At 62.5% G+C, this 20,534-nt stretch carries 26 protein-coding genes; 5 read left to right on the top strand and 21 right to left on the bottom strand.

Going from position 1 to position 20,534, the window contains the following annotated elements; genetic code table 11:
• Positions 1-15: 15 nt before the first annotated feature.
• From ACRTG1_RS06860 to argB, 4 genes are all read right to left on the bottom strand, one after another.
• Positions 16-456 (bottom strand): carboxymuconolactone decarboxylase family protein, encoded by a 441-nt coding sequence (locus tag ACRTG1_RS06860; RefSeq protein WP_432515961.1) that lies wholly within the window; start codon positions 454-456, stop codon positions 16-18.
• Positions 446-841 (bottom strand): MerR family transcriptional regulator, encoded by a 396-nt coding sequence (locus tag ACRTG1_RS06855; protein ID WP_317562015.1) that lies wholly within the window; start codon positions 839-841, stop codon positions 446-448. Before ACRTG1_RS06855 ends, ACRTG1_RS06860 begins: the two co-directional genes overlap by 11 nt.
• The gene (locus tag ACRTG1_RS06850; RefSeq protein WP_162742248.1) at positions 838-1,254 is read right to left on the bottom strand and encodes a nuclear transport factor 2 family protein; all 417 of its coding nucleotides are present in this window, start codon (positions 1,252-1,254) and stop codon (positions 838-840) included. Before ACRTG1_RS06850 ends, ACRTG1_RS06855 begins: the two co-directional genes overlap by 4 nt.
• 91 nt (positions 1,255-1,345) lie before the next feature.
• Positions 1,346-2,239, bottom strand: a complete 894-nt coding sequence (argB, locus tag ACRTG1_RS06845) for an acetylglutamate kinase (RefSeq protein ID WP_206544701.1) — start codon at positions 2,237-2,239, stop codon at positions 1,346-1,348.
• A 192-nt stretch (positions 2,240-2,431) separates the two neighbouring features.
• On the opposite strand from argB, the gene ACRTG1_RS06840 reads away from it, so the two are divergent.
• From ACRTG1_RS06840 to msrB, 4 genes are all read left to right on the top strand, one after another.
• A complete protein-coding gene (locus tag ACRTG1_RS06840) occupies positions 2,432-2,971 on the top strand; it encodes a sigma-70 family RNA polymerase sigma factor (RefSeq protein ID WP_432515960.1) in 540 nt (179 codons plus the stop codon).
• Positions 2,968-3,693 carry an anti-sigma factor gene (locus ACRTG1_RS06835; protein ID WP_206544699.1) on the top strand — a complete coding sequence of 242 codons (726 nt, stop codon included), beginning with the start codon at positions 2,968-2,970 and terminating at the stop codon, positions 3,691-3,693. The genes ACRTG1_RS06840 and ACRTG1_RS06835 overlap by 4 nt, the downstream gene beginning before the upstream one ends.
• 126 nt (positions 3,694-3,819) lie before the next feature.
• Positions 3,820-4,374: a fasciclin domain-containing protein gene (locus tag ACRTG1_RS06830; RefSeq protein ID WP_206993855.1), complete on the top strand. Its 555-nt coding sequence runs from the start codon at positions 3,820-3,822 to the stop codon at positions 4,372-4,374.
• A gap of 171 nt (positions 4,375-4,545) precedes the next feature.
• Positions 4,546-5,055 (top strand): peptide-methionine (R)-S-oxide reductase MsrB, encoded by a 510-nt coding sequence (gene msrB / locus ACRTG1_RS06825; protein ID WP_432515959.1) that lies wholly within the window; start codon positions 4,546-4,548, stop codon positions 5,053-5,055.
• 41 nt (positions 5,056-5,096) lie between these two features.
• Here msrB and yihA read toward each other — a convergent pair whose 3' ends face one another.
• The 5 genes from yihA to ACRTG1_RS06800 all read right to left on the bottom strand — a co-directional run bounded on the left by yihA (position 5,097) and on the right by ACRTG1_RS06800 (position 8,445).
• Positions 5,097-5,744 carry a ribosome biogenesis GTP-binding protein YihA/YsxC gene (gene yihA / locus ACRTG1_RS06820; RefSeq protein ID WP_113156189.1) on the bottom strand — a complete coding sequence of 216 codons (648 nt, stop codon included), beginning with the start codon at positions 5,742-5,744 and terminating at the stop codon, positions 5,097-5,099.
• A 147-nt stretch (positions 5,745-5,891) separates the two neighbouring features.
• On the bottom strand, positions 5,892-6,200 hold the full coding sequence (locus tag ACRTG1_RS06815) for a hypothetical protein (protein ID WP_432515958.1): 309 nt from the start codon (positions 6,198-6,200) through the stop codon (positions 5,892-5,894).
• Positions 6,197-6,565, bottom strand: coding sequence for a hypothetical protein (locus ACRTG1_RS06810; protein ID WP_206544695.1), 369 nt, complete (start codon positions 6,563-6,565; stop codon positions 6,197-6,199). Before ACRTG1_RS06810 ends, ACRTG1_RS06815 begins: the two co-directional genes overlap by 4 nt.
• A gap of 107 nt (positions 6,566-6,672) precedes the next feature.
• Entirely contained in the window at positions 6,673-7,311 is a 639-nt protein-coding gene (locus ACRTG1_RS06805; protein ID WP_432515957.1) for a CatB-related O-acetyltransferase, read from the bottom strand.
• Positions 7,312-7,599: 288 nt separating this feature from the next.
• Positions 7,600-8,445 (bottom strand): NAD(P)H-binding protein, encoded by an 846-nt coding sequence (locus tag ACRTG1_RS06800; protein ID WP_432515956.1) that lies wholly within the window; start codon positions 8,443-8,445, stop codon positions 7,600-7,602.
• Positions 8,446-8,596: 151 nt separating this feature from the next.
• Between ACRTG1_RS06800 and ACRTG1_RS06795 the strand changes: the two genes are divergently transcribed.
• Entirely contained in the window at positions 8,597-9,172 is a 576-nt protein-coding gene (locus ACRTG1_RS06795) for a TetR/AcrR family transcriptional regulator (RefSeq protein WP_432515955.1), read from the top strand.
• A gap of 107 nt (positions 9,173-9,279) precedes the next feature.
• Here the strand turns inward: ACRTG1_RS06795 and yidC are convergent, their stop codons facing one another.
• The 12 genes from yidC to ACRTG1_RS06735 all read right to left on the bottom strand — a co-directional run bounded on the left by yidC (position 9,280) and on the right by ACRTG1_RS06735 (position 20,506).
• The gene (gene yidC, locus ACRTG1_RS06790) at positions 9,280-11,097 is read right to left on the bottom strand and encodes a membrane protein insertase YidC (RefSeq protein WP_206544800.1); all 1,818 of its coding nucleotides are present in this window, start codon (positions 11,095-11,097) and stop codon (positions 9,280-9,282) included.
• Complete coding sequence (rnpA, locus tag ACRTG1_RS06785; protein ID WP_113154294.1) at positions 11,090-11,470, bottom strand: ribonuclease P protein component; 381 nt, start codon at positions 11,468-11,470, stop codon at positions 11,090-11,092. Before rnpA ends, yidC begins: the two co-directional genes overlap by 8 nt.
• A gap of 23 nt (positions 11,471-11,493) precedes the next feature.
• The gene (gene rpmH, locus ACRTG1_RS06780; RefSeq protein ID WP_206544691.1) at positions 11,494-11,628 is read right to left on the bottom strand and encodes a 50S ribosomal protein L34; all 135 of its coding nucleotides are present in this window, start codon (positions 11,626-11,628) and stop codon (positions 11,494-11,496) included.
• A gap of 217 nt (positions 11,629-11,845) precedes the next feature.
• A complete protein-coding gene (locus ACRTG1_RS06775; RefSeq protein WP_206554408.1) occupies positions 11,846-12,472 on the bottom strand; it encodes an FMN-binding negative transcriptional regulator in 627 nt (208 codons plus the stop codon).
• 117 nt (positions 12,473-12,589) lie between these two features.
• Positions 12,590-13,483: a DUF937 domain-containing protein gene (locus tag ACRTG1_RS06770; protein ID WP_432515954.1), complete on the bottom strand. Its 894-nt coding sequence runs from the start codon at positions 13,481-13,483 to the stop codon at positions 12,590-12,592.
• 146 nt (positions 13,484-13,629) lie between these two features.
• The gene (locus tag ACRTG1_RS06765; RefSeq protein ID WP_297562435.1) at positions 13,630-15,003 is read right to left on the bottom strand and encodes a glutamate--cysteine ligase; all 1,374 of its coding nucleotides are present in this window, start codon (positions 15,001-15,003) and stop codon (positions 13,630-13,632) included.
• A gap of 115 nt (positions 15,004-15,118) precedes the next feature.
• Positions 15,119-15,856, bottom strand: a complete 738-nt coding sequence (locus tag ACRTG1_RS06760; protein WP_206544799.1) for a 16S rRNA (uracil(1498)-N(3))-methyltransferase — start codon at positions 15,854-15,856, stop codon at positions 15,119-15,121.
• Between the two features lie 31 nt (positions 15,857-15,887).
• On the bottom strand, positions 15,888-16,532 hold the full coding sequence (locus tag ACRTG1_RS06755; protein WP_432515953.1) for a hypothetical protein: 645 nt from the start codon (positions 16,530-16,532) through the stop codon (positions 15,888-15,890).
• Positions 16,533-16,878: 346 nt separating this feature from the next.
• Positions 16,879-17,619, bottom strand: a complete 741-nt coding sequence (locus ACRTG1_RS06750) for a metallophosphoesterase family protein (RefSeq protein ID WP_432515952.1) — start codon at positions 17,617-17,619, stop codon at positions 16,879-16,881.
• 3 nt (positions 17,620-17,622) lie between these two features.
• Positions 17,623-18,297, bottom strand: coding sequence for a LutC/YkgG family protein (locus ACRTG1_RS06745; protein ID WP_317089184.1), 675 nt, complete (start codon positions 18,295-18,297; stop codon positions 17,623-17,625).
• Complete coding sequence (locus ACRTG1_RS06740; protein WP_432515951.1) at positions 18,294-19,733, bottom strand: LutB/LldF family L-lactate oxidation iron-sulfur protein; 1,440 nt, start codon at positions 19,731-19,733, stop codon at positions 18,294-18,296. Before ACRTG1_RS06740 ends, ACRTG1_RS06745 begins: the two co-directional genes overlap by 4 nt.
• Positions 19,733-20,506 (bottom strand): (Fe-S)-binding protein, encoded by a 774-nt coding sequence (locus ACRTG1_RS06735; RefSeq protein ID WP_297562426.1) that lies wholly within the window; start codon positions 20,504-20,506, stop codon positions 19,733-19,735. The genes ACRTG1_RS06740 and ACRTG1_RS06735 overlap by 1 nt, the downstream gene beginning before the upstream one ends.
• Positions 20,507-20,534: the final 28 nt, after the last annotated feature.

Raw genomic sequence — 20,534 nt, 5'->3', positions numbered from 1 at the left:
GCTGCTTCTGGCAGGCTACTGGCCGTTCCAGGCGGAGGCGTCCGGCGAGCGGGCGCGTTCGCCAAAGAGTTCGAGCGCCGCGTTGAGCCCATTGATGGCCGCCGGCCAGCCGCCATAGGCCGCCATCTGCAGGATCACTTCCAGAATTTCGCGTTCGCCCGCACCCGCCGCCAGCGCATGCTCGATGTTCACCTTGAGCTGGGGCGCTGTCTGCCCGCCAAGCGCCGTGAGCGCTGCCACAGTGGCGAGCTGGCGCGTTTTGAGGTCGAGCCCCTCGCGGGCGTAGAAACGCCCATAGGCGCTTTCGATCAGCGTTTTTGAAAACCCCGGCAGGACCGCATCATAGCGCTCTGACAAAATATCTTCGAGATCGGGATTGAGCCTTGCGGCGATGGCCCGCCCCTTTTCGAGCGCGGACGCATTTGCGGCGGTTTCAGCGACGGTTTCAATGGTCATGGGTCTGGTCCTTCCGGCCGTCTTCGGCGCGGTGGCGCGCTTCGATTTCGGCATAGTTCATGATCTTGTAGTCGAGCAGTTCGACGCATTCCTGAAGTTCGGCGATCTTTGCCAGAACGACCGCACGCTGATGCTCCAGCATCTCGCGGCGTGCGGCGGAGCTTCGTTCGCCCTCACGGCGCAGACGCGCATAGGTCTCGACATCGGCAAGCGGCATGCCCGTGGCCTTCAACAGCTTGATGAAGTTCAGCCATTTGACGATGTTGTCGTCATAGGCGCGCTGGCCGCCCTGCCGCCATGGCGGATCAATGAGGCCGAGCTTTTCGTAATAGCGCAGCGTGTCGATGCTCAGGCCGGTGCGCCTTGCCACTTCGCCAATCTTCATGCGGCCTCCCCGACTGGCGACAGCGCGTCTTCGAGCCGGGCGCTGTCCTCACAGAACTGATAGTGTGTGATCTTGCCTTCGCGCACGCGGCAGCGCAGCACCCATTCGCTGAAGAAGCGCTTTCCGGTCGCGGCGACGATGTGGTCAAGCTGCCCGCTGGCAAAGGCAACGCCCTCACCCGCTCCAAGGTGCTCCACTGTAAGCGACTGGCTTTTGAAGGTGCGTCCGAGTGCGGCAAGGAAGGTGCGGAAGCCATCATGCCCGCAGCGCGCGCCATAGGGCGGAACGGAGGGCTTCGGCTCGGCGCGGACGCCAATGATGACGGCATTTTCCGCCACGAAGGCGCAGGCCCCGTCGACATCGCCTGCCTTCAGCGCCGCAAGGAAATTCTCGATGATGATCTGCTCTTGCATGTGTGCATCTCCATTGTGTGCACACATGCATCTACTTGCTGGAGTGAACTCCAGGTCAAGCGGGTTTTCGCGTTTTTTCCGCAGCCGTCCCTTACGGAACGATCAGCGTGCCCGCGCCATGCTCGGTGAAGAGCTCGAGCAGCACGGAATGCGCGGTCTTGCCGTTGAGGATGACGACACCTTCGACGCCCCGCTCGATGGCCTGGATGCAGGTTTCAACCTTGGGGATCATGCCGCCGGAAATCGTGCCGTCCTTGATGAGCGCGCGCGCTTCGGCGACCGTCAGCTCGTCGATCAGGTTCTTGTCCTTGTCGAGCACGCCCGGCACGTCGGTCAGGAACAGGAGGCGCGTGGCGCGCACAGCACCGGCAATCGCGCCGGCGAACGTATCGGCATTGATGTTGTAGGTGTGACCGTCGCGGCCGGGCGCGACCGGAGCGATGACGGGGATCATTTCAGAATGGGCCAGAAGGTCCAGTAAAGTGCGGTCGACCTCCACCGGCTCGCCGACGAAACCGAGATCGAGCACGCGCTCGATGTTGGAATCGGGATCAACCACCGTCTTGTGCGCCTTTTCGGCAAACACCATGTTGCCGTCCTTGCCGCACAGGCCGATGGCCCATTCGCCCTCGGCGTTGATGAGCGCCACGATTTCCTTGTTGATGGAGCCGGCAAGCACCATCTCGACGATCTCCACGGTCTTCGCGTCGGTCACGCGCAGGCCGCCCTCGAACTTCGATTCGATGCCCATTTTCTTGAGCATGGCCGCGATCTGCGGGCCGCCGCCATGAACGACGATGGGACTGACGCCGGACTGTTTGAGGAGCGCGATATCGCGGGCGAAAGCCTGCCCAAGCGCATTGTCGCCCATGGCGTGACCGCCATATTTCACGACGATGGTCTTGTTCTCATAACGCTGCATGTAAGGCAGCGCCGCCGAAAGAAAGCGCGCCTGTGCTTCTGCAGTTTCCGTCATGTCCGTCATCGCGTTATTCCCCAAAGTCAAAACGGCGGTTTCATAAAGCATTTTTCGCGGCAAGTGAAATGATCTTGCATGCCCCGGACACAAAAAGCCTGATCCGCGCGGCAGTCGCCCCCTTGCCTTTGTCTGTGCGCGCGCTAGCTGAACTGCAAACCAGCCTTCCCACCAGTCGACAATCCGCCTAATCTTCCGCCCATGACGCCAGATGAGATAACGAAGCTGATCTTCAGAACCGCGCTCCGGGAGCGTGCGGCGTTCGATCTGCTTTATCGGCACACGAGCGCGAAACTCTTTGGCGTCTGCCTGCGTGTCTTGAAAGACAGGGCGGAGGCCGAAGAGGCGCTGCAGGAAGTCTATGTGAAGATATGGACCAAGGCCGACCGGTTTGCCGCGTCGGACCTGAGCCCGATCACCTGGCTCGTGGCGGTGGCGCGCAATCACGCCATCGACCGGCTGCGGGCGCGCAAGGCCCCGACGGAAGAACTGGATGAGGCCAACGCAATTGCCGACCCCGCGCCGACCCCCGAGGCCATGGCTCAGGCCGGCAGCGAACGGCGGCGCATTGACGCCTGCCTTGCCGAACTGGAGGCCGACCGCGCCACGGCGGTGCGGGGAGCCTATCTCAACGGCGACAGCTATGCCGAACTTGCAGCACATTTCGACGTGCCGCTCAACACAATGCGAACCTGGCTGCGGCGCAGCCTGCTCAAGCTCAAGGAATGCCTGGAACGATGACGGTGGCAGACGAACACGGACCGGACAGACGCGACGAGGACGATCTCGTTGCAGCCGAATATGTGCTGGGCGTTCTCGCTGCCGATGAGCGCGCCGCCGCCACGCGCCGCATCGAAACGGAACCCGAATTCGCGCGTCTCGTGGAACGGTGGGAGGCGCAGCTTGCCCCCATGGCCGACGCCTATGAACCGGCGGAAGCGCCCGCCCGTGTGAAGACAGCCATCGATGCAAGCCTGTTCGGTGCGGGCCCGCAGACCAGCCGACCGGGGTTATGGTCGAGCCTCGCATTCTGGCGCGGTTTCGCCGTGGCGGCGCTTCTGGCCTTTGCCGCCTATGTCGCGCTGACCTATACCAGCCTGCCCTTCGGCGCACCGCCGGTGGCCGAGCAGCGTTTCGTCGCCTCCCTCGCCCATGACGACACGGATGTGCGTTATCTCGCGGTCTATGACGGGACGAAACGCGACGTCTCGCTCTCGCATGTTTCGGGCGCGCGGCCCGATGGCCGCGACTTCGAACTCTGGGCCATAGAGGGCGACAATGCGCCGGTTTCTCTGGGCATCATTCCGGTCGGGTCCAGCGTTCACGTTGCGCTGAGCCAGGCGCTGGGCGAGGCCATCGACGCCGGTGCGGTCTTCGCCATCACCACGGAGCCGCTGGGCGGATCGCCATCGGGCGCGCCGACGGGTCCGGTGGTTGCGCTCGGCGACCTGCGCGACATCTGATTTCGGCCTTCTTCAAAAAAATCGAACTTTTTTGAAACTCTCCGCGGAAGGCATCCGTGGCTCCTCGTGTTCCCAAAAGGGCCGGCCATGAAGGCGGTCCCGCAAACGAACCTGAGGAGTTTAGACATGCGCAAGTTCACTGCTTCCCTTCTCGCCGGCTCGCTCGCTCTCGCTTTCACGGGATCGGCTCTGGCCGAAAACCCGATGGTTGGCGGCGCAGCCATGTATGCCGACAAGAACATCGTCGAAAACGCGGTCAACTCGAAAGATCACACCACGCTGGTGGCTGCCGTGAAGGCTGCAGGCCTGGTCGACACGCTGTCCGGCGAAGGCCCCTTCACCGTGTTTGCACCGGTCAACGCCGCCTTTGAAAAACTGCCGGACGGCACGGTCGAAACGCTGCTGAAGCCGGAAAACAAGGACCAGCTTTCCACGATCCTGACCTGTCACGTGGTCGCGACCGAAGCCATGTCCGATGCCATCGGCAAGATGATTTCCGATGATGGCGGCAACCACCCGGTCAAGACCGTTGGCGGCTGCATGCTGGAAGCCAAGATGGACGGCGACAACATCACCCTGACCGATGAGAACGGCAATGTGGCGACTGTGACCATTGCCGACGTCGACCAGTCGAATGGCGTCATCCACGTCATCGACACGGTGCTTCTGCCGAAGGGCTGATCGCAGAACGCTTCACGCATCTGGAGGGCGGCTTCGGCTGCCCTTCAGTAACCCCTCATCTCACACCGACTTGACTTGGAGGTGATGGCGCGCCGGGCTTAGGGTCGGCCCGAATCCTCCCCGGTTTTCCCGGCGTTCACTGCACGACATGATGTGCGAAGGAGTTTGACGATGAGACGGCGTAATTTTCTTTATGGCGCGGCGGGCGCTTTCGCGACCCTGACCGGAGGCGCATTTCTGGCGCACAAGCGCCCCGGCGGCAGCGCCATGGCCGAGACCTTCGAGATCACGAAGACCGAAGACGAATGGCGCGCCACCCTGACCGAACAGCAGTTTGCGGTTCTGCGCGAAGAAGCGACGGAACGGGCCTTTACGAGCCCGCTGAACAATGAGAAGCGCGCCGGGCTCTTCCATTGCGCAGGCTGCGACCTGCCGCTCTATTCATCTGAAGTTAAATACGATTCCGGCACCGGCTGGCCAAGCTTCTGGGAAGCGCTGCCGAACGCCATCGGCACGCGGCCGGACAACTCGCTGTTCATGACCCGCACCGAGTGCCACTGCCGCCGCTGCGGCGGCCATCTGGGCCACATTTTCGATGACGGACCGCAACCGACCGGCAAGCGCCACTGCATTAATGGCGTGGCCATGCAGTTCAGGCCCGGCCCCACAATGCCAAGCTAAGTCTGCGCCCGGCTAAGTCTGCTCATTCTCGCCTTCGCGCGTCAGCCGTCCGAGACGGCGCGCGCGATGGCGTTGCGCAGTTCGTCCATGCCATGCCCCTTCTCCGAAGAGGTGGCGACGATCTCCGGATAGGCTGCGGCGCGCTTCTTCAGCTGCGCTTCGGTATCGGCAAGCAGCCGCACCACTGCGGGCGGTTTGATCTTGTCGATCTTGGTGAGCACCACCTGATAGGAAACGGCAGCCTTGTCGAGCAGGTCCATGACCTCCTCGTCATTCTTCTTGATGCCGTGGCGTGCGTCGATCAGCAGGAAGACGCGCTTCAGCGTCACCCGGCCTCTCAGATAATCGAACACCAGTTCCGTCCAGGCGTCGACCTGCGCCTTGGGCGCCTTGGCGAAGCCATAGCCCGGCATGTCGATGATCGCCATGGGGGGCATGTCGCCATCGGCGCCGGAATAGCCATCGGGGACGAAGAAGTTCAGTTCCTGCGTGCGGCCCGGCGTGTTGGAGGTGCGCGCAAGACCACGCTGCGCGATGAGCGCATTGATGAGCGACGACTTGCCCACATTCGAGCGACCGGCGAACGCCACTTCTGGCGGCCCTTCCGGCGGCAGAAACTTCATTGCAGGCGCGCCGCGCAGGAACACCCACGGCCGCAGGAAACTCGTTCGGTCGATCTGCCGGCCGATCTGCTGCTCAGTCTGCGCGTTGCCGGTGGCTGCGCCATCTTCTGATGCGTTCACGCCATCATCTCCATTATCGTTCAGATGACGGCATCAAGACTGGCGAGGCTTTTGTCAACAGCGCTGTTGGGGAAACCGCACCGGACGCACCGCTCAGGCGGTGCCGAGAACCTGCATCGCGCTGAGGTCGCGGCGGCGCGGCTGGCGGCTCGCCTCAAGCAGAGCGCGGCCCAGATAGTCGAGATCGGCAGCTTCCTGCGGCTGCCATCCGCAGGAACAGGAGCCCGGCCCCTGATGCGCATCGGCCGTTTCGCGATAAATCACGCCAATGGCCCGCACGGCCTCGCGCATGACGATCATCGGCGGCAGGCCCGTGCGCTGCATGACCTCGCTCATTTCCTTCATCAACTGCATGCGCAGATGCATTTCCGCCTCTTCGCGGCGACGCTCAAATCCAGTCATCTGTGAAACGCAGTCCCTTCTAATTGCTTGGCTGGCCGGTGCGGGAGCGAGGCGACGAAATTCATGCCCGCCGACGCGGCGTGCAGCTCCCGGCACGCCTCATCGAGTTCGCGCATGGCCTCGAACAGCTTTTCCCGATCCCGGCAGTGCGCGTCGAACAGGGCAACGAACAGCGTGTTTGCGCTGTCATGCGGCTCCGGCGCGTCGTTTGCGCGGGAAAGGCTTTCTGCGGCGGCGGCCTTGGCCGCCTTCACCTTGGAGCGCAGGCGCTCGACACGCAGGAGCTTGCCGCGATGACGTTCCAGCTCCTGCGTTTCGCAAGGATGGTGAGGTGCAAAGTCACCAATCGGATCCAGATGTATCATGTCGCCTGTCTCTCGGCTTTCCGCCCCGAGGGTTCGGAGCGACCCGACCACAGACACAATACTTTACTAAAAAAGTCAAGTTTAATGAGGAAGGGATGAAGGCCGCCTCAGCGGGCAGCCTTCAGGGCCTCCAGATCCGCACCGCGAATGGCCGCAAGGTTGCGGCTGATCTTCTCGGTGGGCCAGGACCACCATGCGATTTCGAGAAGCGCCGCCACGGTTTCCGGCGCAAAGCGCACGCGCAGGACACGGGCCGGATTGCCCACGGCAATCGCATAGGGCGGAACGTCGGAGGCGACCACGGCGTTCGCGCCGATCACCGCCCCGTCGCCAATGGTGACGCCCGGCATGATCTGCGCCTGCCGGCCGATCCACACATCGTTTCCGACAATCGTGTCGCCGCGCCCGTGCTCCAGATAGGTCCCGGCGTCGAAACCTTCCTCCCAGCCATTGCCGAAAATGTTGAAGGGAAAGGTGGAGAAGCCGGTCATGAGGTGATTTGCGCCGTTCATGATGAACGTCGCGCCATAGGCGATGGCCACGAATTTGCCGATGACCAGCCGGTCGCCCAGAAAGTCGAAATGGTAGAGGACATTGTTCTCCTCGAAACGCTCCGCGCCCTGCGGATCGTCGTAATAGGAGAAGTCGCCCACCTCGATATTGGGACGGGTGATGAAATTTTTCAGGAACACGGTGCGGGGAAAGCCGGCCATGGGATATGGCGTGGCGGGATTGGGTCCGTGCATGAGGACCTCCTTGATCTCAACAAAGGGGAAGAAAACACCGCCTCCGGCATGCGGAAAACGGACCGGACCTGAAGTCACGGCGGCGTGTCTGTTGCGGTCCCCTTAGTTGTTCATCGAAGGCGCTCCCTGATTGCGGCCCCTTTCATAGCGGAGGCACGGCGCGCGGGCAACAATGGCAAAACGTCAGGAAGACGCCGCCATGACGCCCGCTCCAGCGTGGCAAGAACGGCCAATGCAAAGAGCGGACGGTCATGACGGCGTCCTCATCAGGTTTGCGTCGAGCGTGGATCAGGCGACATCCCAGACGCCGGTCTGCGCCGTGCGGCGGACAAAATCGGAGAAGTCGCGCGGCGGGCGACCGAGCAACTTCTCGACATCGTCACTCACGCTTTCATTGCGCCCGTCCAGAACCTCGGTGAACAATTCGCGCATGAGGGCCACAAGCGGCTCCTCAAGCCCCTGCTGGCGCGCGCCTTCCACGAAAACGTCGACGGGGATCTGAATGAAGTGGATGTCGCGCCCGCAGGCCTGCCCGATCTCGCTCACCATATCGTCAAAGCGCATGGAGCGCGGACCTGTGAGCGTGTACGCCCTGCCCGCATGACCTGGCTGCGTGAGCGTGACGAAGGCCACGTCGGCGATATCCTCAACGTCGATGAAGGGCTCGCGCACGTCGCCGACGGGCAAGGCGAGTTCGCCGGCCAGGATCGCATCGAGAAAAAAGGCTTCGCTAAAATTCTGGAAGAACCAGTCCGCGCGCAGGATCGTCCAGTCGGCCCCGCTCTGCATCAGGAGCTGCTCTGCGTGCTCGGCTCCTTCTTCGCCCCGGCCCGACAGAAGCACCAGCCGCTTTAAGCCTTTCTCCAGCGCGCGCTTCGCAAACGCATCGACCGTCTCGGCAGCGCCCGGCACCGCGAGGTCCGGATAATAGCTGACATAGGCGGCGCCCACGCCATCAAGCGCTGCATCCCATGTCTCCGGCTTTTCCCAATCGAACGGGATCTCACTGCTGCGCGAGACGGCGCGGACGGGAATGCCCGCCTCGCTGAGCCGCGCCGCAACGCGGCGACCGGTCTTGCCCGTGCCGCCGGTCACGAGAATGGGTCGGGCTGTGTCGATCTGCTGGTCTGTCATGCTGGCCTCCATAAAGTGATAAACTCTCACATTTGCAAATGTGATAAATCCTCATATTATTGATGTCAACAGCAATGTGAGCATCCCTCACAAAAGGATTTCGATGTCTGAGACGGAAACCGGCCACGGCGCCAGCATTCGCAAGAGGCCCATGCAGAAACGCGCTCAGGAGCGCGTGGAGCGCATTCTTGCGGTGGCGACACAGATGATTGCGGAAGCAGGAAGTGATCAGCTCAGGATGAGCGATGTGGCCGCGCGGGCGGGCATCTCCATCGGCTCGCTCTACCAGTATTTCCCGGACAAGGCCGCCATCGTCCGCACGCTGGCCGAGCACTACAACGAGGCGGGCCGGGATTGTATCTGTCAGGGGCTTGATGGCGTCTCCAGCCCGAGCGAGCTGGAACAGGCTTTCACGGAGCTGATCGACGAGTATTACGCGATGTTCCTCTCGGAGCCCGTGATGCGGGACATCTGGTCGGGCACGCAGGCCGACAAGGCGCTTTGCGATCTGGATCTGGAAGATGCGCGCGCGAATGCGCAGGAACTGGCTGCCGCGATGCTGCGCGCCAAGCCAGCGCGCGACCCGGACGCCACGGCCTCCACCGCCCTTCTGATCATCCATCTGGGCGAGGCGACCATGCGGCTGGCGATCCAGATGCCTGAAGCGGAAGGCCGCCGTCTGGTGGACGATTACAAGCGCATGGCGCTGCGCGAACTGCTCGATTAAACGCGCCGGACCTCCAGCATCCGCGCACCGACGGATGAAGCGCGGCGGCCAATCGCCCGAAAACAAAAAAGCCCCGGTCGAACCGGGGCTTTTTCTTTGATTACCGCCTATTCGGCAGGTTTTGGCTTCTTCTTGAACAATCCGGCCAGATTGTCCCAGAGCTCGATCTTCGCGCCCTGGCGCTTCATGATCACGCCCTGCTGGACGATGGAGAGGAAGTTGTTCCATGCCCAGTAGATCACCAGACCGGCCGGGAACGTGGCCAGCATGAAGGTGAAGATCACCGGCATCCAGTTGAAGATCATGGCCTGCGTCGGATCCGGCGGCGTCGGGTTCATGCGCATCTGCAGGAACATGGTGACACCCATGATCAGCGGCCAGACGCCGATCATCAGGAAGGCCGGGACGTCGTAAGGCAGCAGACCGAACAGGTTGAAGATCGACGTCGGATCGGGAGCCGAAAGGTCCTGAATCCAGCCGAAGAACGGTGCGTGACGCATTTCGATGGTGACGTAGAGCACCTTGTAGAGCGAGAAGAACACCGGAATCTGGATCAGGATCGGCCAGCAGCCGGCCAGCGGATTGATCTTCTCTTTCTTGTAGAGCTCCATCATCGCCTGCTGCTGCTTCATCTTGTCATCCGCATATTTCTCGCGGATTTCGAGCATGGCAGGCTGAACCTTCTTCATGTTCGCCATGGACTTGTAGGACTTGTTGGCGAGCGGGAAGAAGATGAGCTTGACGACAACCGTGGTGGCCAGGATGGCCAGGCCGAAATTGCCGAGCAGTTTGTACAGCCAGTCGATGAGGAAGAACATCGGCTTGGTGAGGAAGTAGAACCAGCCCCAGTCGATCAGAAGCTCGAACTGGCGCACGCCATCGGCCGTCTCGTAGGCGTCGACAACATTGACCTCTTTCGCACCGGCGAAAACCATCAGCTCAGAGGTGACCGAAGCGCCATCGGCGACCACGATCTCGTCGGTCAGATAATCGGCCTGGTAGCGCGGGGTGGTGTCGCCGGAATAGGTGTAGCGCGGCTGGAAGTCCTGACCGGTACGGGGGATCATCGTGACCGCCCAGTACTTGTCGGTGATGCCGAGCCAGCCATCGGACGACTTGCCGGGCGTGATGCGCTTTTCTTCCTCGACGTCGGAATAATCGATTTCCTGCAGGCCTTCCTCGCCGGTCACGCCGATGAGGCCCTCATGCAGAATGTAGATGCCGGAGGTCGCGGGCGTGCCGATGCGGGTGGTGCGGCCATAATTGCGCAGCGCAACCGGAGCGCCGGAAGCATTCTCCACCGCGTCCGACACGGTGAACATGTAATTGCCATCGACCGAGAAGGTACGATTGAAGGTCAGGCCCTTGTCGTTGGTGAAGGAGACCGTGACAGGCGTATCGGGGGTGAGAACCTCGCCCTCGGTGATGGTCCACTGGGTGGACGGACCCGGCAGCGCGCCAGCGGCTTCCGAACCCACATAGCCGGTCTCGACATAATAGCCGTCAGGACCGGTCGAGGGGTTGAGAAGCTGGATGTTCGGCGAATCCTTGTCGACCGTGACCCGGTAATCCTTGAGGAGCAGGTCGTCGAGACGTGCGCCGGTCAGATTGATGGAGCCCGAAATGCGCGGCGTGTTGATCTCCACGCGCTCGCTGCCGGCAATCGCCGTCTCGCGGTCGGCAGGCACGGCCGCCTGACCGGCAGTTCCCGGCACCGCACCGGCTCCGCTGGTCGGGGTGGGAATATCGCTGTTCTCACCGTTGGATTGCGCAAGGGCCTGTGCGGCTTCCGCGGCCTGCTGCGTTTCGATCTGCGCGATCTCGCGCTCCGACTCAATGCGCGGGTTCATGTAGAACACCTGCCAGAGCGTCAGGATCACCACGGAGAGCGCGATCGTGATGAGAAAATTGCGATTGTTATCCATCAAGGTCCTTGCCCTTTCCGCGCCGGTTCTCGGTTTCTCCGATACGGCGGGAAAGCTCGTCTTTCAGGGAGGCGAACGGTGCATCAAGCACAGAACGCCGCGCCACGATCACATAATCCTTGCCGGCGGCCATGTCGTGGACCGCGTGGAGGCGGCAGGCTTCTTTGAGCCGCCGGCGCACGCGGTTTCGAACAACCGCGTTGCCGACTTTTTTCGTTACCGTAATGCCCAGCCGCGGCGGATTTTCATCCCCACGATCAAGCACTTCCAGCAAAAAAAGCCGCCCGCGCCGTTTTTCACCGCGACGGACAGCCAGAAATTCGGCGCGCTTTTTAAGACGCGCCGGGGGTGGGACGGCTGGCCGGTCCGTCATCTTTCCGGCCTCGCCTCCGAACCTTATGCGGACAGCCGCTTGCGACCACGGCTGCGACGCGCTGCAATAACGCGGCGACCGCCCTTTGTGGCCATGCGGGCGCGGAATCCGTGCCGACGCTTACGAACGATCTTGGAAGGCTGATATGTACGCTTCATTTATTTAATACCGCGGAGTGCGGCCCTTCTTTATTCTGTTTCTTTGAACAGGAGCTTCGCTTTTTCGGGCATGTCCGAAGGCGTGACAACACGCCGCCAGACGCAAGGCCCAAGCGTGGCGGGCTTATAGGATTATGGATGCGTTGAGTCAATCAAAACGGCGCTTCACAGGCATTACCGCGTCAAACGGTCCCCATGTGAAATGCGGGACGGGGCTTCATTCCACCGGGATCTTCCCTGCAACCGCCCTCTCGGAGGCGTGAGAACTGCCGGCCATTCCTTCTGCGACACCGGCCCGGTCTGCGGCGCTGCGGTTCTGGCTCATCTTGTTCTTGCCCTCAAGACCGGTGATGGGAAGCCGCAGCCCGATGATCCCGCGCAGCTGCCCCCTGAGGAAGGGTGCGGGCGCATCCGACACCGACCAGACCTCCGGCCGTTCGGCCTCATGCAGATTGGTCAGCCGCTCCACCACATCGCGAAGCCGCGCCTCATCATCGAAGAATTCGATCGGGCCGCGCGCGTGAACCGCACTGTAGTTCCAGGTGGGAACGACCTTTCCATGCTCCTTCTTGGAAGCATACCAAGAGGGCGAGACATAGGCGTCAGGCCCCATGAAAATCGCCAGCGCATCACTCAACGGTGCATCCTTCCACTGCGCATTGGCGCGCGCGAAATGGCCGTAAAGCGTGCCAAAAGGACCTTCGGTTTCGTCAAGGAACAGGGGAAGAGGACTGGCATGCAGCCCGTTGGCCCCGAAAGTGACGACATTGGCGAGCCGCGCCGCACGCATCAGACCGTGAAGCGATGCGAGTTCTTCAACGCGAAAGGCGGGCGGACAATACATCAAGGCTCATCTCCTCCGGGAATGAACCAGACATAGAACGCTTCGCCATCGCGCAAAAGAACCGCGGCCACCTTGCACAACCGGAAAGCCACTGTGGCGTAACAGGCTGCAGAGAGATTAGCGGCGGCGCTCCATGCCCTGCCGGAACTGCTCGAAGATGTTTTCGACGCCACGCTCATAATCGTCGCGCGTCTGGCGTCCGGTCTCGAACATCTGGCCGAACAGATCGTCATAGGGATTGCGCGGACGCCCGCTCGGATTGGGCTCGGGTTCCGGTTCGCGGCGGGTCTGCGATGCGCCCTGACCGCCCCTCAGGAACTGATCGAAAATATCGCCAAGCGGGTTGTTGCCCTGCCCGCCGGAGGGAGCGCTGCGCCCGGAAGAACCGCCTGCGCCACCACCGAACATGCCCTCAAGGATCTGCCCGAACGGATTGTCTGAAGGGCTCATGCCCGAAGGCGCGCGGCTGCGCGACTGCGTGGAACCCGGCTGCTGCCCCATCTGGCGCATCATCTGCTCCATCAGGTCACCCAGCATACCGCCACCGCCGGCCTGCGTCTGCGCCTGGCGCGGCTGCGCGCCGGGCATCTGGCCCGTCGACTGTTTGAACAGACCACCCATGATCATGGAGGCGAGCACCGGCAGCATCTGCTTGATCATGTCTTCGCCAAGCCCGGTCGCCTGTGCGGCGTGGCTGGCCACGGCGCGGCTCACATCCTTGGAGCCGAAGAGATGGCCAAGAATGCCATTGCCCTCGGTCATGCCCTGCGCGCTGAAGGCGCTTGCCGCATCCTCGAAATATTTGGCGTGCTGGCCCGACGCCAGCGCGCCAAGGAAATTGCCCGCGCCATAGGGGTCGGCGGCGTTGCGCTTCAGCCCCTGACTGAAAGCCGGCAGAAGCGCTTCCATGGCCTGCTGGGCCTGATCCTGCGAAATGCCGAACTGCCGGGCGAACTGGTCCACGCCCTGTCCCTGACCGGCATTGTTGAGCATCTCGAACAGCGGAAGCATGGGCATCTCCTTAGTAATCCCGCCAGTCCCATCCCAAGGGTGACAGGCGGATAGCAAACCATTGTTTCAGGAAGATAACCCGACAAGCGCGCTTTGTCTTTGCCGACCCGAAAAGCCGGTCCGAAAAAACGCCGGTCCGGGCAGGCTTAGTAGGCCTGCTCGAGGAACACCGGTTCGATGGAGCGGTCCCAGCGCGTGTTGAACGCGTTGGCGAGCTCCTGCGCGCTCGTGGTGCCGCGGGCCACGATCTCATCAAGCGGGCTGAGGAAGCTCGCCTCGTCATAGCCTTCCGGATTGAGACATTTGCGGGCGGAAAGCCCCTTGCGCGAAATGGCCAGAACCTCGCGCGCAACCTCGCGCAGGTCGTGATTGCGGAAACGCATGGCAAGACCTTCCGTCGGCACGGCGTTGCGCATCACCTCGATCTCCTCGAACGACCAGTCCGAAGTCAGATCATGGGCGGCGTCGAGCGCGGCCTGATCGTAGAGCAGACCGACCCAGAAGGCCGGGAGCGCGCAGATGCGCCGCCACGGGCCGCCATCGGCGCCGCGCATTTCCAGGAAACGCTTGAGGCGCACATCCGGGAACAGGGTGGAAAGATGGTTCGACCAGTCGCCAATGGTGGGCAGGCCGTCGGTCACCTCATCCTTCAGCGCGCCATTCATGAACTGGCGGAAGGTGACATGCGTACAGTCGTGATAGCGGCCGTCGCGGATGATGAAATACATCGGCACGTCGAGCGCCCACTCGACGTAATCGGCAAATCCGAAATTATCGGAGAACACGAAGGGCAGAAGGCCCGAACGCTGATTGTCGGTGTCGCGCCAGATCTCGCCGCGCCATGACTGGTAGCCGTTCAGCCGGCCTTCGGTGAACGGAGAATTGGCGAACAGCGCCGTGGAAAGCGGCTGCAGGCGCTGCGCGACCTGCATCTTGCGACGCATGTCGGCTTCGGTCTCGAAGTCGAGGTTAACCTGAATTGTGCAGGTGCGGTACATCATGTCGAGGCCCTGTGTGCCGACCTTCGGCATGTAGGCGGTCATGATCTTGTAGCGCGATTTGGGCATCTGCGGCGTTTCGGCCAGCGTCCATTTGGGACTGCCGCCGAGACCGAGGAAGCGAATGCCGAGCGGCTCTGCGATCTCGCGCAGCTGCGCCAGATGGGCATTGCCCTCGCGGCAGGTCTGGTGGAGCGTCTCCAGCGGTGCGCCGGACAATTCGAACTGTCCGCCCGGCTCCAGCGAGATGGCGCCCTGCCCCGTTGGCTCGACAAGGCCGATGATGTTCCCGTCATCATTGATCGGGTCCCATCCGAGAACGCGCTGCATGCCTTCCAGAACGGCCTTGATGCCGCGCTCGCCCTCATAGGGAACGGGGCGATTGCCATCGACATAGAAGGGGAATTTTTCGTGCTCGGTGCCGATGCGCCATTTCTCGCGCGGCTTGCAGCCCTTCGCGAGATCGTCGGCAAGTTCTTCGACCCGCTCGATCGGCCGATTGTCGGTGGTGTCACGGGCCATAACTGCTCTCCTGGCAAACCATCAGCGATCTGATGGACCATGCTGACAATCCGCTTCAAGTAAAAAGTGCTGACAGGAGCGTCAACCTCTCTTCACAAGCGCTTTACTACTCCACTCACTCCCAGTCGCCAACGCTCGCCTGAATGACGGCGAGCGCGGCAACGGCTGCCGTGTCGGCGCGCAGAATGCGCGGGCCGAGCGGAATGGATGTGACGAAGGGCAAAGCGCGCAATTGGGCGCGTTCCGCGTCGGAAAACCCGCCTTCCGGCCCCACAAGCAGCGCAAGCTTCTTCTCGGTGACGCCCGAAAGCGCCTGCATGGGATTGTTGGTCGCCGCATCCTCATCGCAGAAAATGAGACGCCGTTCGGGATCCCAGTCGGCAAGAAGCCGGTCGAGTTTCACCGGCTCCAGCACCTCGGGCACGGCCAAAATGCCGCACTGCTCGGAAGCCTCCATCACATTGGCCTCGAGGCGCTGCGTTCCGGGTTTGGCCACCTGGGTGTGCTGGGTGATGACCGGCTGGAGACGCCCTGCCCCCATTTCCACGGCCTTCTGCACCAGATAATCGAGCCGCCCCTTCTTCAGGGGAGCGAAACAATAAAGCAGGTCGGGCAGCGGGGTTTGCGGCCGGGCCTGTTTCGTCATGCGCAGGCGCACCGACTTGCGGCCGGCTTCAATGAGCTCCGCATGCCATTCGCCATCGCGGCCATTGAAGACGAGAACCTCGGCTCCCTCGCGCAGGCGCAGAACATGGCTGAGATAGTGGGCCTGTTCCCGGCTGGTTTCCACCTCGGCGTCGGGGGCGAGTGCGGCATCGATGAACAGCCGCTGCAATTTGTAATTCGCACGCATGGCGGTCTGATGGTGGATCGGCGATGCCGCGTCAAGAGGCGATGGCCTCGTGCCAGACCGGCGCGTAACCGGCCTCAAGCGCCGAAATGCTCAAACGCGGCGTCAGCAGCTGGACGACGGGTGGCAGGCTTTCGAGGGTGCGGGCCGCGCCATATCCCGCGAAGCCCCATTCGTGAAGAACACCGGAACGCAGCGCATGGGCTCTTTCACCAATGGCGATCATTGCCCCGTCGGGCAGCTTTGCGACCTGCGATGCGGAGAGCTCCACGGGTGTTCCGGTGACGGCATAGCGCTGCGCATGCAGGATGGCGTCCGCCTCCGGTGCTTTCATCTGCGGAGACCGGCTGGCCTCGCGCGCGCAGTTCATGAAGCGCGTGGCGGGCTCCCTGCGGCAATGGAAGCAGGGCCGATGGCCTGCCGCCAGCGCCGTGACCTCATCGAGAAAGAAGAGCTCGGTCCAGCCCGCCCCGCCGGAGGGCCCGTTGCGGCCCATCACCTCGCGATGCCGCCCCCTGAAACTGCACTGACAGATGATCCACGCTTTGGTTGTCCAGCGGCGGCGCAGGAGCGTCTTTGTGTCAGGATCATGAATCACCCCACGATTGCCGGTGAAGAGGCCGCGCGCATGGGTTGCAATCAATTGCCCGAATGGATTAACGCGATTCTGCAGACTCATTCGGTTTTCCACCAATTTCGGGACCTGTCATAAAGTATGTGGGTATTGGCGTATAATTTGTTTCAATCTTAAGCTGTTTTCGTTTATAGCAGCCTCCGCAGCATGGGGAGCTGCTTTTTGTTGACCTTCAAGGGGACTTTGGCCGGATGACAATCGGGCGTGCAACTGTCGTGTTTCTGATTACCGTTTCAGCGTTCACACTGATTGGAGCAAGACTCCTTTCGGCAGGCGCCACCGGCGACCACCATCCCGTGGATGGCTACGGCATCTCCACCGCCGTCGACTAGACTTCAATCTGAACGCAGCCAAACAGCGCGCTCAGTCGTGATCCCACAGGCCGCCTTCCTCAACAGGCGGCCTCGATCAGCACTTTCTCCCGACCTTCCATTCTGAGAGCCGTCAACCGACCGGTGTGCCATGCGCCCGTGTCGAGATTGACCCGGTTGCTGCAAATCTCCGGCGCGCGCACCGGCGTGTGCCCGTGTACAATGAGCTTGGGGTGCAGCCCCTCATGCGCGTGAAATGCACGCCTGATCCAGGTGAGGTCGTCGGGCGTCTGCTCTTCCAGCGGAACGCCCGGACGAATGCCGGCGTGGCAGAAGAAGAAATCACCGAACGAAACGGAATATGGCAGGGTCGCGAGCAAGGCCCTGTGCCGCTGCGGCACCGCGCGCACCAGGGCCGCATGCCCCGGCTCCATCGCTTCGCGTGAGGTCAGATCGATTTCCACGCCATAGGACAGCGCTGTCTCGAACCCGCCATGGCAGGAGAAGAGACCGAACGGATCGGGGTTCGACAGGAACTCGAGGAACCCCACATCATGATTGCCGGCAAGCGCGATGACACGCGGGTCGCTCTCGCGCAGATTGGCGAGATATTCGAGCACCCCGCGCGAATTGGAGCCGCGATCCACGTAATCGCCCAGATAGATGATGCGCCAGTCGGCAGGCCTGTCATGGAGAATTTCCTCCATGAGCCGCGCATGCATCGCGGCCAGCAGATCATGCCGGCCGTGAATGTCGCCCACCGCATAGAGGCGCATGCCCTCCGGCGTCGAAGCCTCATTGCAGGAGACCCCGACCGCCATGGATCACCCGTCGACGACGATGATGTGCAGGGCGCGCGGACCGTGCGCGCCAAGCAGCATGGTCTGCTCGATATCGCCCGACCGCGATGGCCCGGTGATGAGATTGAGAACCCTGGGCATTTCACCTCTGCCGTATTTGCGCCGCACGCGGGAAATCACAGTTTCAAGATCGCCGGCAATGTCCTTCGCATCAACGACGATGACATGGTGATCGGGCACAAAATTGACCGTCGTGGGATTATCCTTGCCCGAAGGCAGGGCAAGCGTGCCGCTTTCCGCAATGCCGGCGAGTGCGTGGCTGACGCCCACTTCATCCTGCGGCTCGGCGCGCCCGTGCTTCACCTCAAGGGACTTCTGGCTCGCCCAGTCCATGCGTTTGAGGCGCTTGTCGTCGCCCATGCGCACGCTGGGCGCAAGGTTCCTGGAGCGCAGATAATGGGTGACGGCTTTCGGCACGTCATCGGCGCTGCCGACCCGCTCGACGGTAGCCGTCACGGCCTCGGCCATGCTGCAGAACAGGGCAATCCGCGCCTCGCCTTCCAGCTGGCCGCGCGCCGGGATCAACCCGCGGGGCGGCTTGGCGAGGCGTTTTTCAACGGCTTCGCGCCGCGTATGATCGCTGGCGGAAACAGACGCTGCCGAACGCAGCTTGCCCAAAATGGCTTCGCGCGCACTCATACCGCGCTCCTTTCAGATTTTCCGGCCTCGCGGTCGCGCCATTGCTGCATGAATGTGCGGCTTTCGGGCGCCGGCAGATCGCGGTGCCGCGTCCAGCCGCCCGCAAAGGGCAGCGAACGGAACCAGCCGCGCCGTCCGGCAAACCCCGAAAGCGTCGGGATCGCCATCGACGTGGCCAGACGATAGAGCTTCGGACGGCGGGCGAAGAACGCCCAGAAGCCGAGGCCGAAGCGCTGCGCCGCCGGGTTGAGCCCCCGCTCGAACTCGCGCTCGCGCCAGTTGCGCATCATGCGCGGCAGCGGGATGTGCATCGGGCAGACGGATTCGCAGCGCCCGCAGAAGGTCGAGGCGTTGGGCAGATGCCCCGCCTTGTCGACGCCCACAAGCGAGGGCGTGAGCACCGAGCCCATCGGCCCCGGATAGACCCAGCCATACGCATGGCCGCCAACCGCGTGATAGACCGGACAATGGTTCATGCACGCGCCGCAGCGAATGCAGCGCAGCATCTCATGGAACTCCGTGCCGAGCATGGAGGAGCGCCCATTGTCGAGCAGGATGACGTGATACTCGTCCGGCCCGTCGGGATCGTCCGGGCGGCGCGGCCCGGTGGAGAGCGTGGTGTAGACGCTCATGTCCTGACCGGTGGCCGAGCGGGCCAGCACGCGCAGGATCTGGCTTGCATCCTCCAGCGTCGGCACCACCTTCTCGATGGAGGCGACGACGATGTGAATGCGCGGCAGCGTCTGTGTCAGATCGCCATTGCCCTCATTGGTGACAATGATCGACGTGCCGGTTTCGGCCACCAGGAAATTGGCGCCCGTGATGCCGACATCGGCCTGAAAATACTGCGGCCGCAGAATGTTTCGCGCCTCGCCGAGCAGGGATTCGGGCTGCGACAGGTCGCGCTCTGGCGGAAGCTCTGTGTGAACGCGGCGGAAATCCTCTTCCACCTGTTCCTTGTTCAAATGCAGCGCCGGGCCAATGATGTGGCTCGGATGCTCGCCGCGAAGCTGGATGATGTATTCGCCCAGATCGGTTTCGACCGGGCGCACGCCTTCCTTTTCGAGGAAATCGTTGAGCGCGATCTCCTCCGTGATCATCGACTTGCCCTTGGTTACCGTGCGCGCACCGGCCGCCCGGCAGATACTGAGCACCGCCTGGCGCGCATCCTCGGCCGTTTCGGCCCAGTGCACCCGACCGCCCGACGCAATCACCTTGCGCTCATAGGCTTCCAGATAAAGGTCGAGATGTTCGAGCGTGTGATCCTTGATCGCGCGCGCCGAGGAGCGCAGCTCGTCGAACTCAGGCAGTGCGTCGACCGCCTTCCTGCGCTTGGAGACAAAGCCGACCTTGGCCTTGCCCATGGCGCGCTGCAACTGCTCGTCGGCCATTGCCTTGCGCGCTTTTTCCTTGAACTGCGGAGACTGTACCTCCATCAGCGTCCTCCCCCGCCGATTGCCGGCTTGTCGGTCATGCCGGCCAGAACCTCGGCCACGTGACGAACCTCAACCTTGCTGCCCTGACGGTGCAGCTTGCCTGCCATGTTCATGAGACAGCCCAGATCGCCCGCGAGCAGCGTGCCCGCCTCGGCTCCCTCGATGCTGGCCGTCTTTTCCTCAACGATCTTGTTGGAGATGTCGGGATATTTGACGCAGAACGTGCCGCCGAAGCCGCAGCAGACATCGGGGTTCTGCATCTCCTTCAGTTCCAGCCCCTCAATGGAAGACAGAAGCTGGCGCGGCTGCGTGCGGATGCCAAGCTCGCGCAGACCCGAACAGGAATCGTGATAGGTGACGCTGCCCTCATGGCTGACCGGCACCGACGCGACGCCCAGCACATCGACCAGAAAGCTCACCAGCTCATGCACCCGGCCCGAAAAGGCTTCGGCCCGCGCCTCGAAGGGCGTGCCCTTGAGCAGCGCGGGATAATGCTTCTTGAGCATGCCGGCGCAGGAGCCCGAAGGCGCGACCACATAATCGAAATCTTCGAAGGCCTCGATGGTCTGGCGCGCAATGGCGGCTGCGTCTTCCCTGTCGCCGGAATTATAGGCCGGCTGGCCGCAGCAGGTTTGCGCCATGGGCACCTCGACGGTGCAGCCGGCGTCTTCCAGCAGCTTCACGGCGGCAAAGCCGACGCTGGGCCTGAACAGGTCCACCAGGCAGGTGACGAACAGGCCGACGCGCTTCGGTGAGGTGCTTTCTTCTTTCAACGGTTCTTCTTTCGCTGGCTTGAATTGT

The organism is Nitratireductor sp. PBL-C9 (assembly GCF_050877045.1).
GTDB lineage: Bacteria > Pseudomonadota > Alphaproteobacteria > Rhizobiales > Rhizobiaceae > Nitratireductor > Nitratireductor aquimarinus.
The sequence above is the reverse complement of the archived record's forward strand: the minus strand, read 5'-3'. Positions and strand labels throughout refer to the sequence as shown.

What these genes read in the sequence shown, in the direction of transcription:
- rpmH (WP_206544691.1), bottom strand. Translation starts at nt 11,628, where the DNA reads ATGAAGCGTACATATCAGCCTTCCAAGATCGTTCGTAAGCGTCGGCAC.
- ACRTG1_RS06810 (WP_206544695.1), bottom strand. Translation starts at nt 6,565, where the DNA reads ATGATACATCTGGATCCGATTGGTGACTTTGCACCTCACCATCCTTGC.
- ACRTG1_RS06840 (WP_432515960.1), top strand. Translation starts at nt 2,432, where the DNA reads ATGACGCCAGATGAGATAACGAAGCTGATCTTCAGAACCGCGCTCCGG.
- ACRTG1_RS06815 (WP_432515958.1), bottom strand. Translation starts at nt 6,200, where the DNA reads ATGACTGGATTTGAGCGTCGCCGCGAAGAGGCGGAAATGCATCTGCGC.
- ACRTG1_RS06755 (WP_432515953.1), bottom strand. Translation starts at nt 16,532, where the DNA reads ATGAGTCTGCAGAATCGCGTTAATCCATTCGGGCAATTGATTGCAACC.
- ACRTG1_RS06830 (WP_206993855.1), top strand. Translation starts at nt 3,820, where the DNA reads ATGCGCAAGTTCACTGCTTCCCTTCTCGCCGGCTCGCTCGCTCTCGCT.
- argB (WP_206544701.1), bottom strand. Translation starts at nt 2,239, where the DNA reads ATGACGGACATGACGGAAACTGCAGAAGCACAGGCGCGCTTTCTTTCG.
- rnpA (WP_113154294.1), bottom strand. Translation starts at nt 11,470, where the DNA reads ATGACGGACCGGCCAGCCGTCCCACCCCCGGCGCGTCTTAAAAAGCGC.
- ACRTG1_RS06805 (WP_432515957.1), bottom strand. Translation starts at nt 7,311, where the DNA reads ATGCACGGACCCAATCCCGCCACGCCATATCCCATGGCCGGCTTTCCC.
- msrB (WP_432515959.1), top strand. Translation starts at nt 4,546, where the DNA reads ATGAGACGGCGTAATTTTCTTTATGGCGCGGCGGGCGCTTTCGCGACC.
- ACRTG1_RS06800 (WP_432515956.1), bottom strand. Translation starts at nt 8,445, where the DNA reads ATGACAGACCAGCAGATCGACACAGCCCGACCCATTCTCGTGACCGGC.
- yidC (WP_206544800.1), bottom strand. Translation starts at nt 11,097, where the DNA reads ATGGATAACAATCGCAATTTTCTCATCACGATCGCGCTCTCCGTGGTG.
- ACRTG1_RS06765 (WP_297562435.1), bottom strand. Translation starts at nt 15,003, where the DNA reads ATGGCCCGTGACACCACCGACAATCGGCCGATCGAGCGGGTCGAAGAA.
- ACRTG1_RS06750 (WP_432515952.1), bottom strand. Translation starts at nt 17,619, where the DNA reads ATGGCGGTCGGGGTCTCCTGCAATGAGGCTTCGACGCCGGAGGGCATG.
- ACRTG1_RS06860 (WP_432515961.1), bottom strand. Translation starts at nt 456, where the DNA reads ATGACCATTGAAACCGTCGCTGAAACCGCCGCAAATGCGTCCGCGCTC.
- ACRTG1_RS06850 (WP_162742248.1), bottom strand. Translation starts at nt 1,254, where the DNA reads ATGCAAGAGCAGATCATCATCGAGAATTTCCTTGCGGCGCTGAAGGCA.
- ACRTG1_RS06795 (WP_432515955.1), top strand. Translation starts at nt 8,597, where the DNA reads ATGCAGAAACGCGCTCAGGAGCGCGTGGAGCGCATTCTTGCGGTGGCG.
- ACRTG1_RS06760 (WP_206544799.1), bottom strand. Translation starts at nt 15,856, where the DNA reads ATGCGTGCGAATTACAAATTGCAGCGGCTGTTCATCGATGCCGCACTC.
- ACRTG1_RS06775 (WP_206554408.1), bottom strand. Translation starts at nt 12,472, where the DNA reads ATGTATTGTCCGCCCGCCTTTCGCGTTGAAGAACTCGCATCGCTTCAC.
- ACRTG1_RS06835 (WP_206544699.1), top strand. Translation starts at nt 2,968, where the DNA reads ATGACGGTGGCAGACGAACACGGACCGGACAGACGCGACGAGGACGAT.
- ACRTG1_RS06770 (WP_432515954.1), bottom strand. Translation starts at nt 13,483, where the DNA reads ATGCTTCCGCTGTTCGAGATGCTCAACAATGCCGGTCAGGGACAGGGC.
- ACRTG1_RS06745 (WP_317089184.1), bottom strand. Translation starts at nt 18,297, where the DNA reads ATGAGTGCGCGCGAAGCCATTTTGGGCAAGCTGCGTTCGGCAGCGTCT.
- ACRTG1_RS06740 (WP_432515951.1), bottom strand. Translation starts at nt 19,733, where the DNA reads ATGGAGGTACAGTCTCCGCAGTTCAAGGAAAAAGCGCGCAAGGCAATG.
- ACRTG1_RS06855 (WP_317562015.1), bottom strand. Translation starts at nt 841, where the DNA reads ATGAAGATTGGCGAAGTGGCAAGGCGCACCGGCCTGAGCATCGACACG.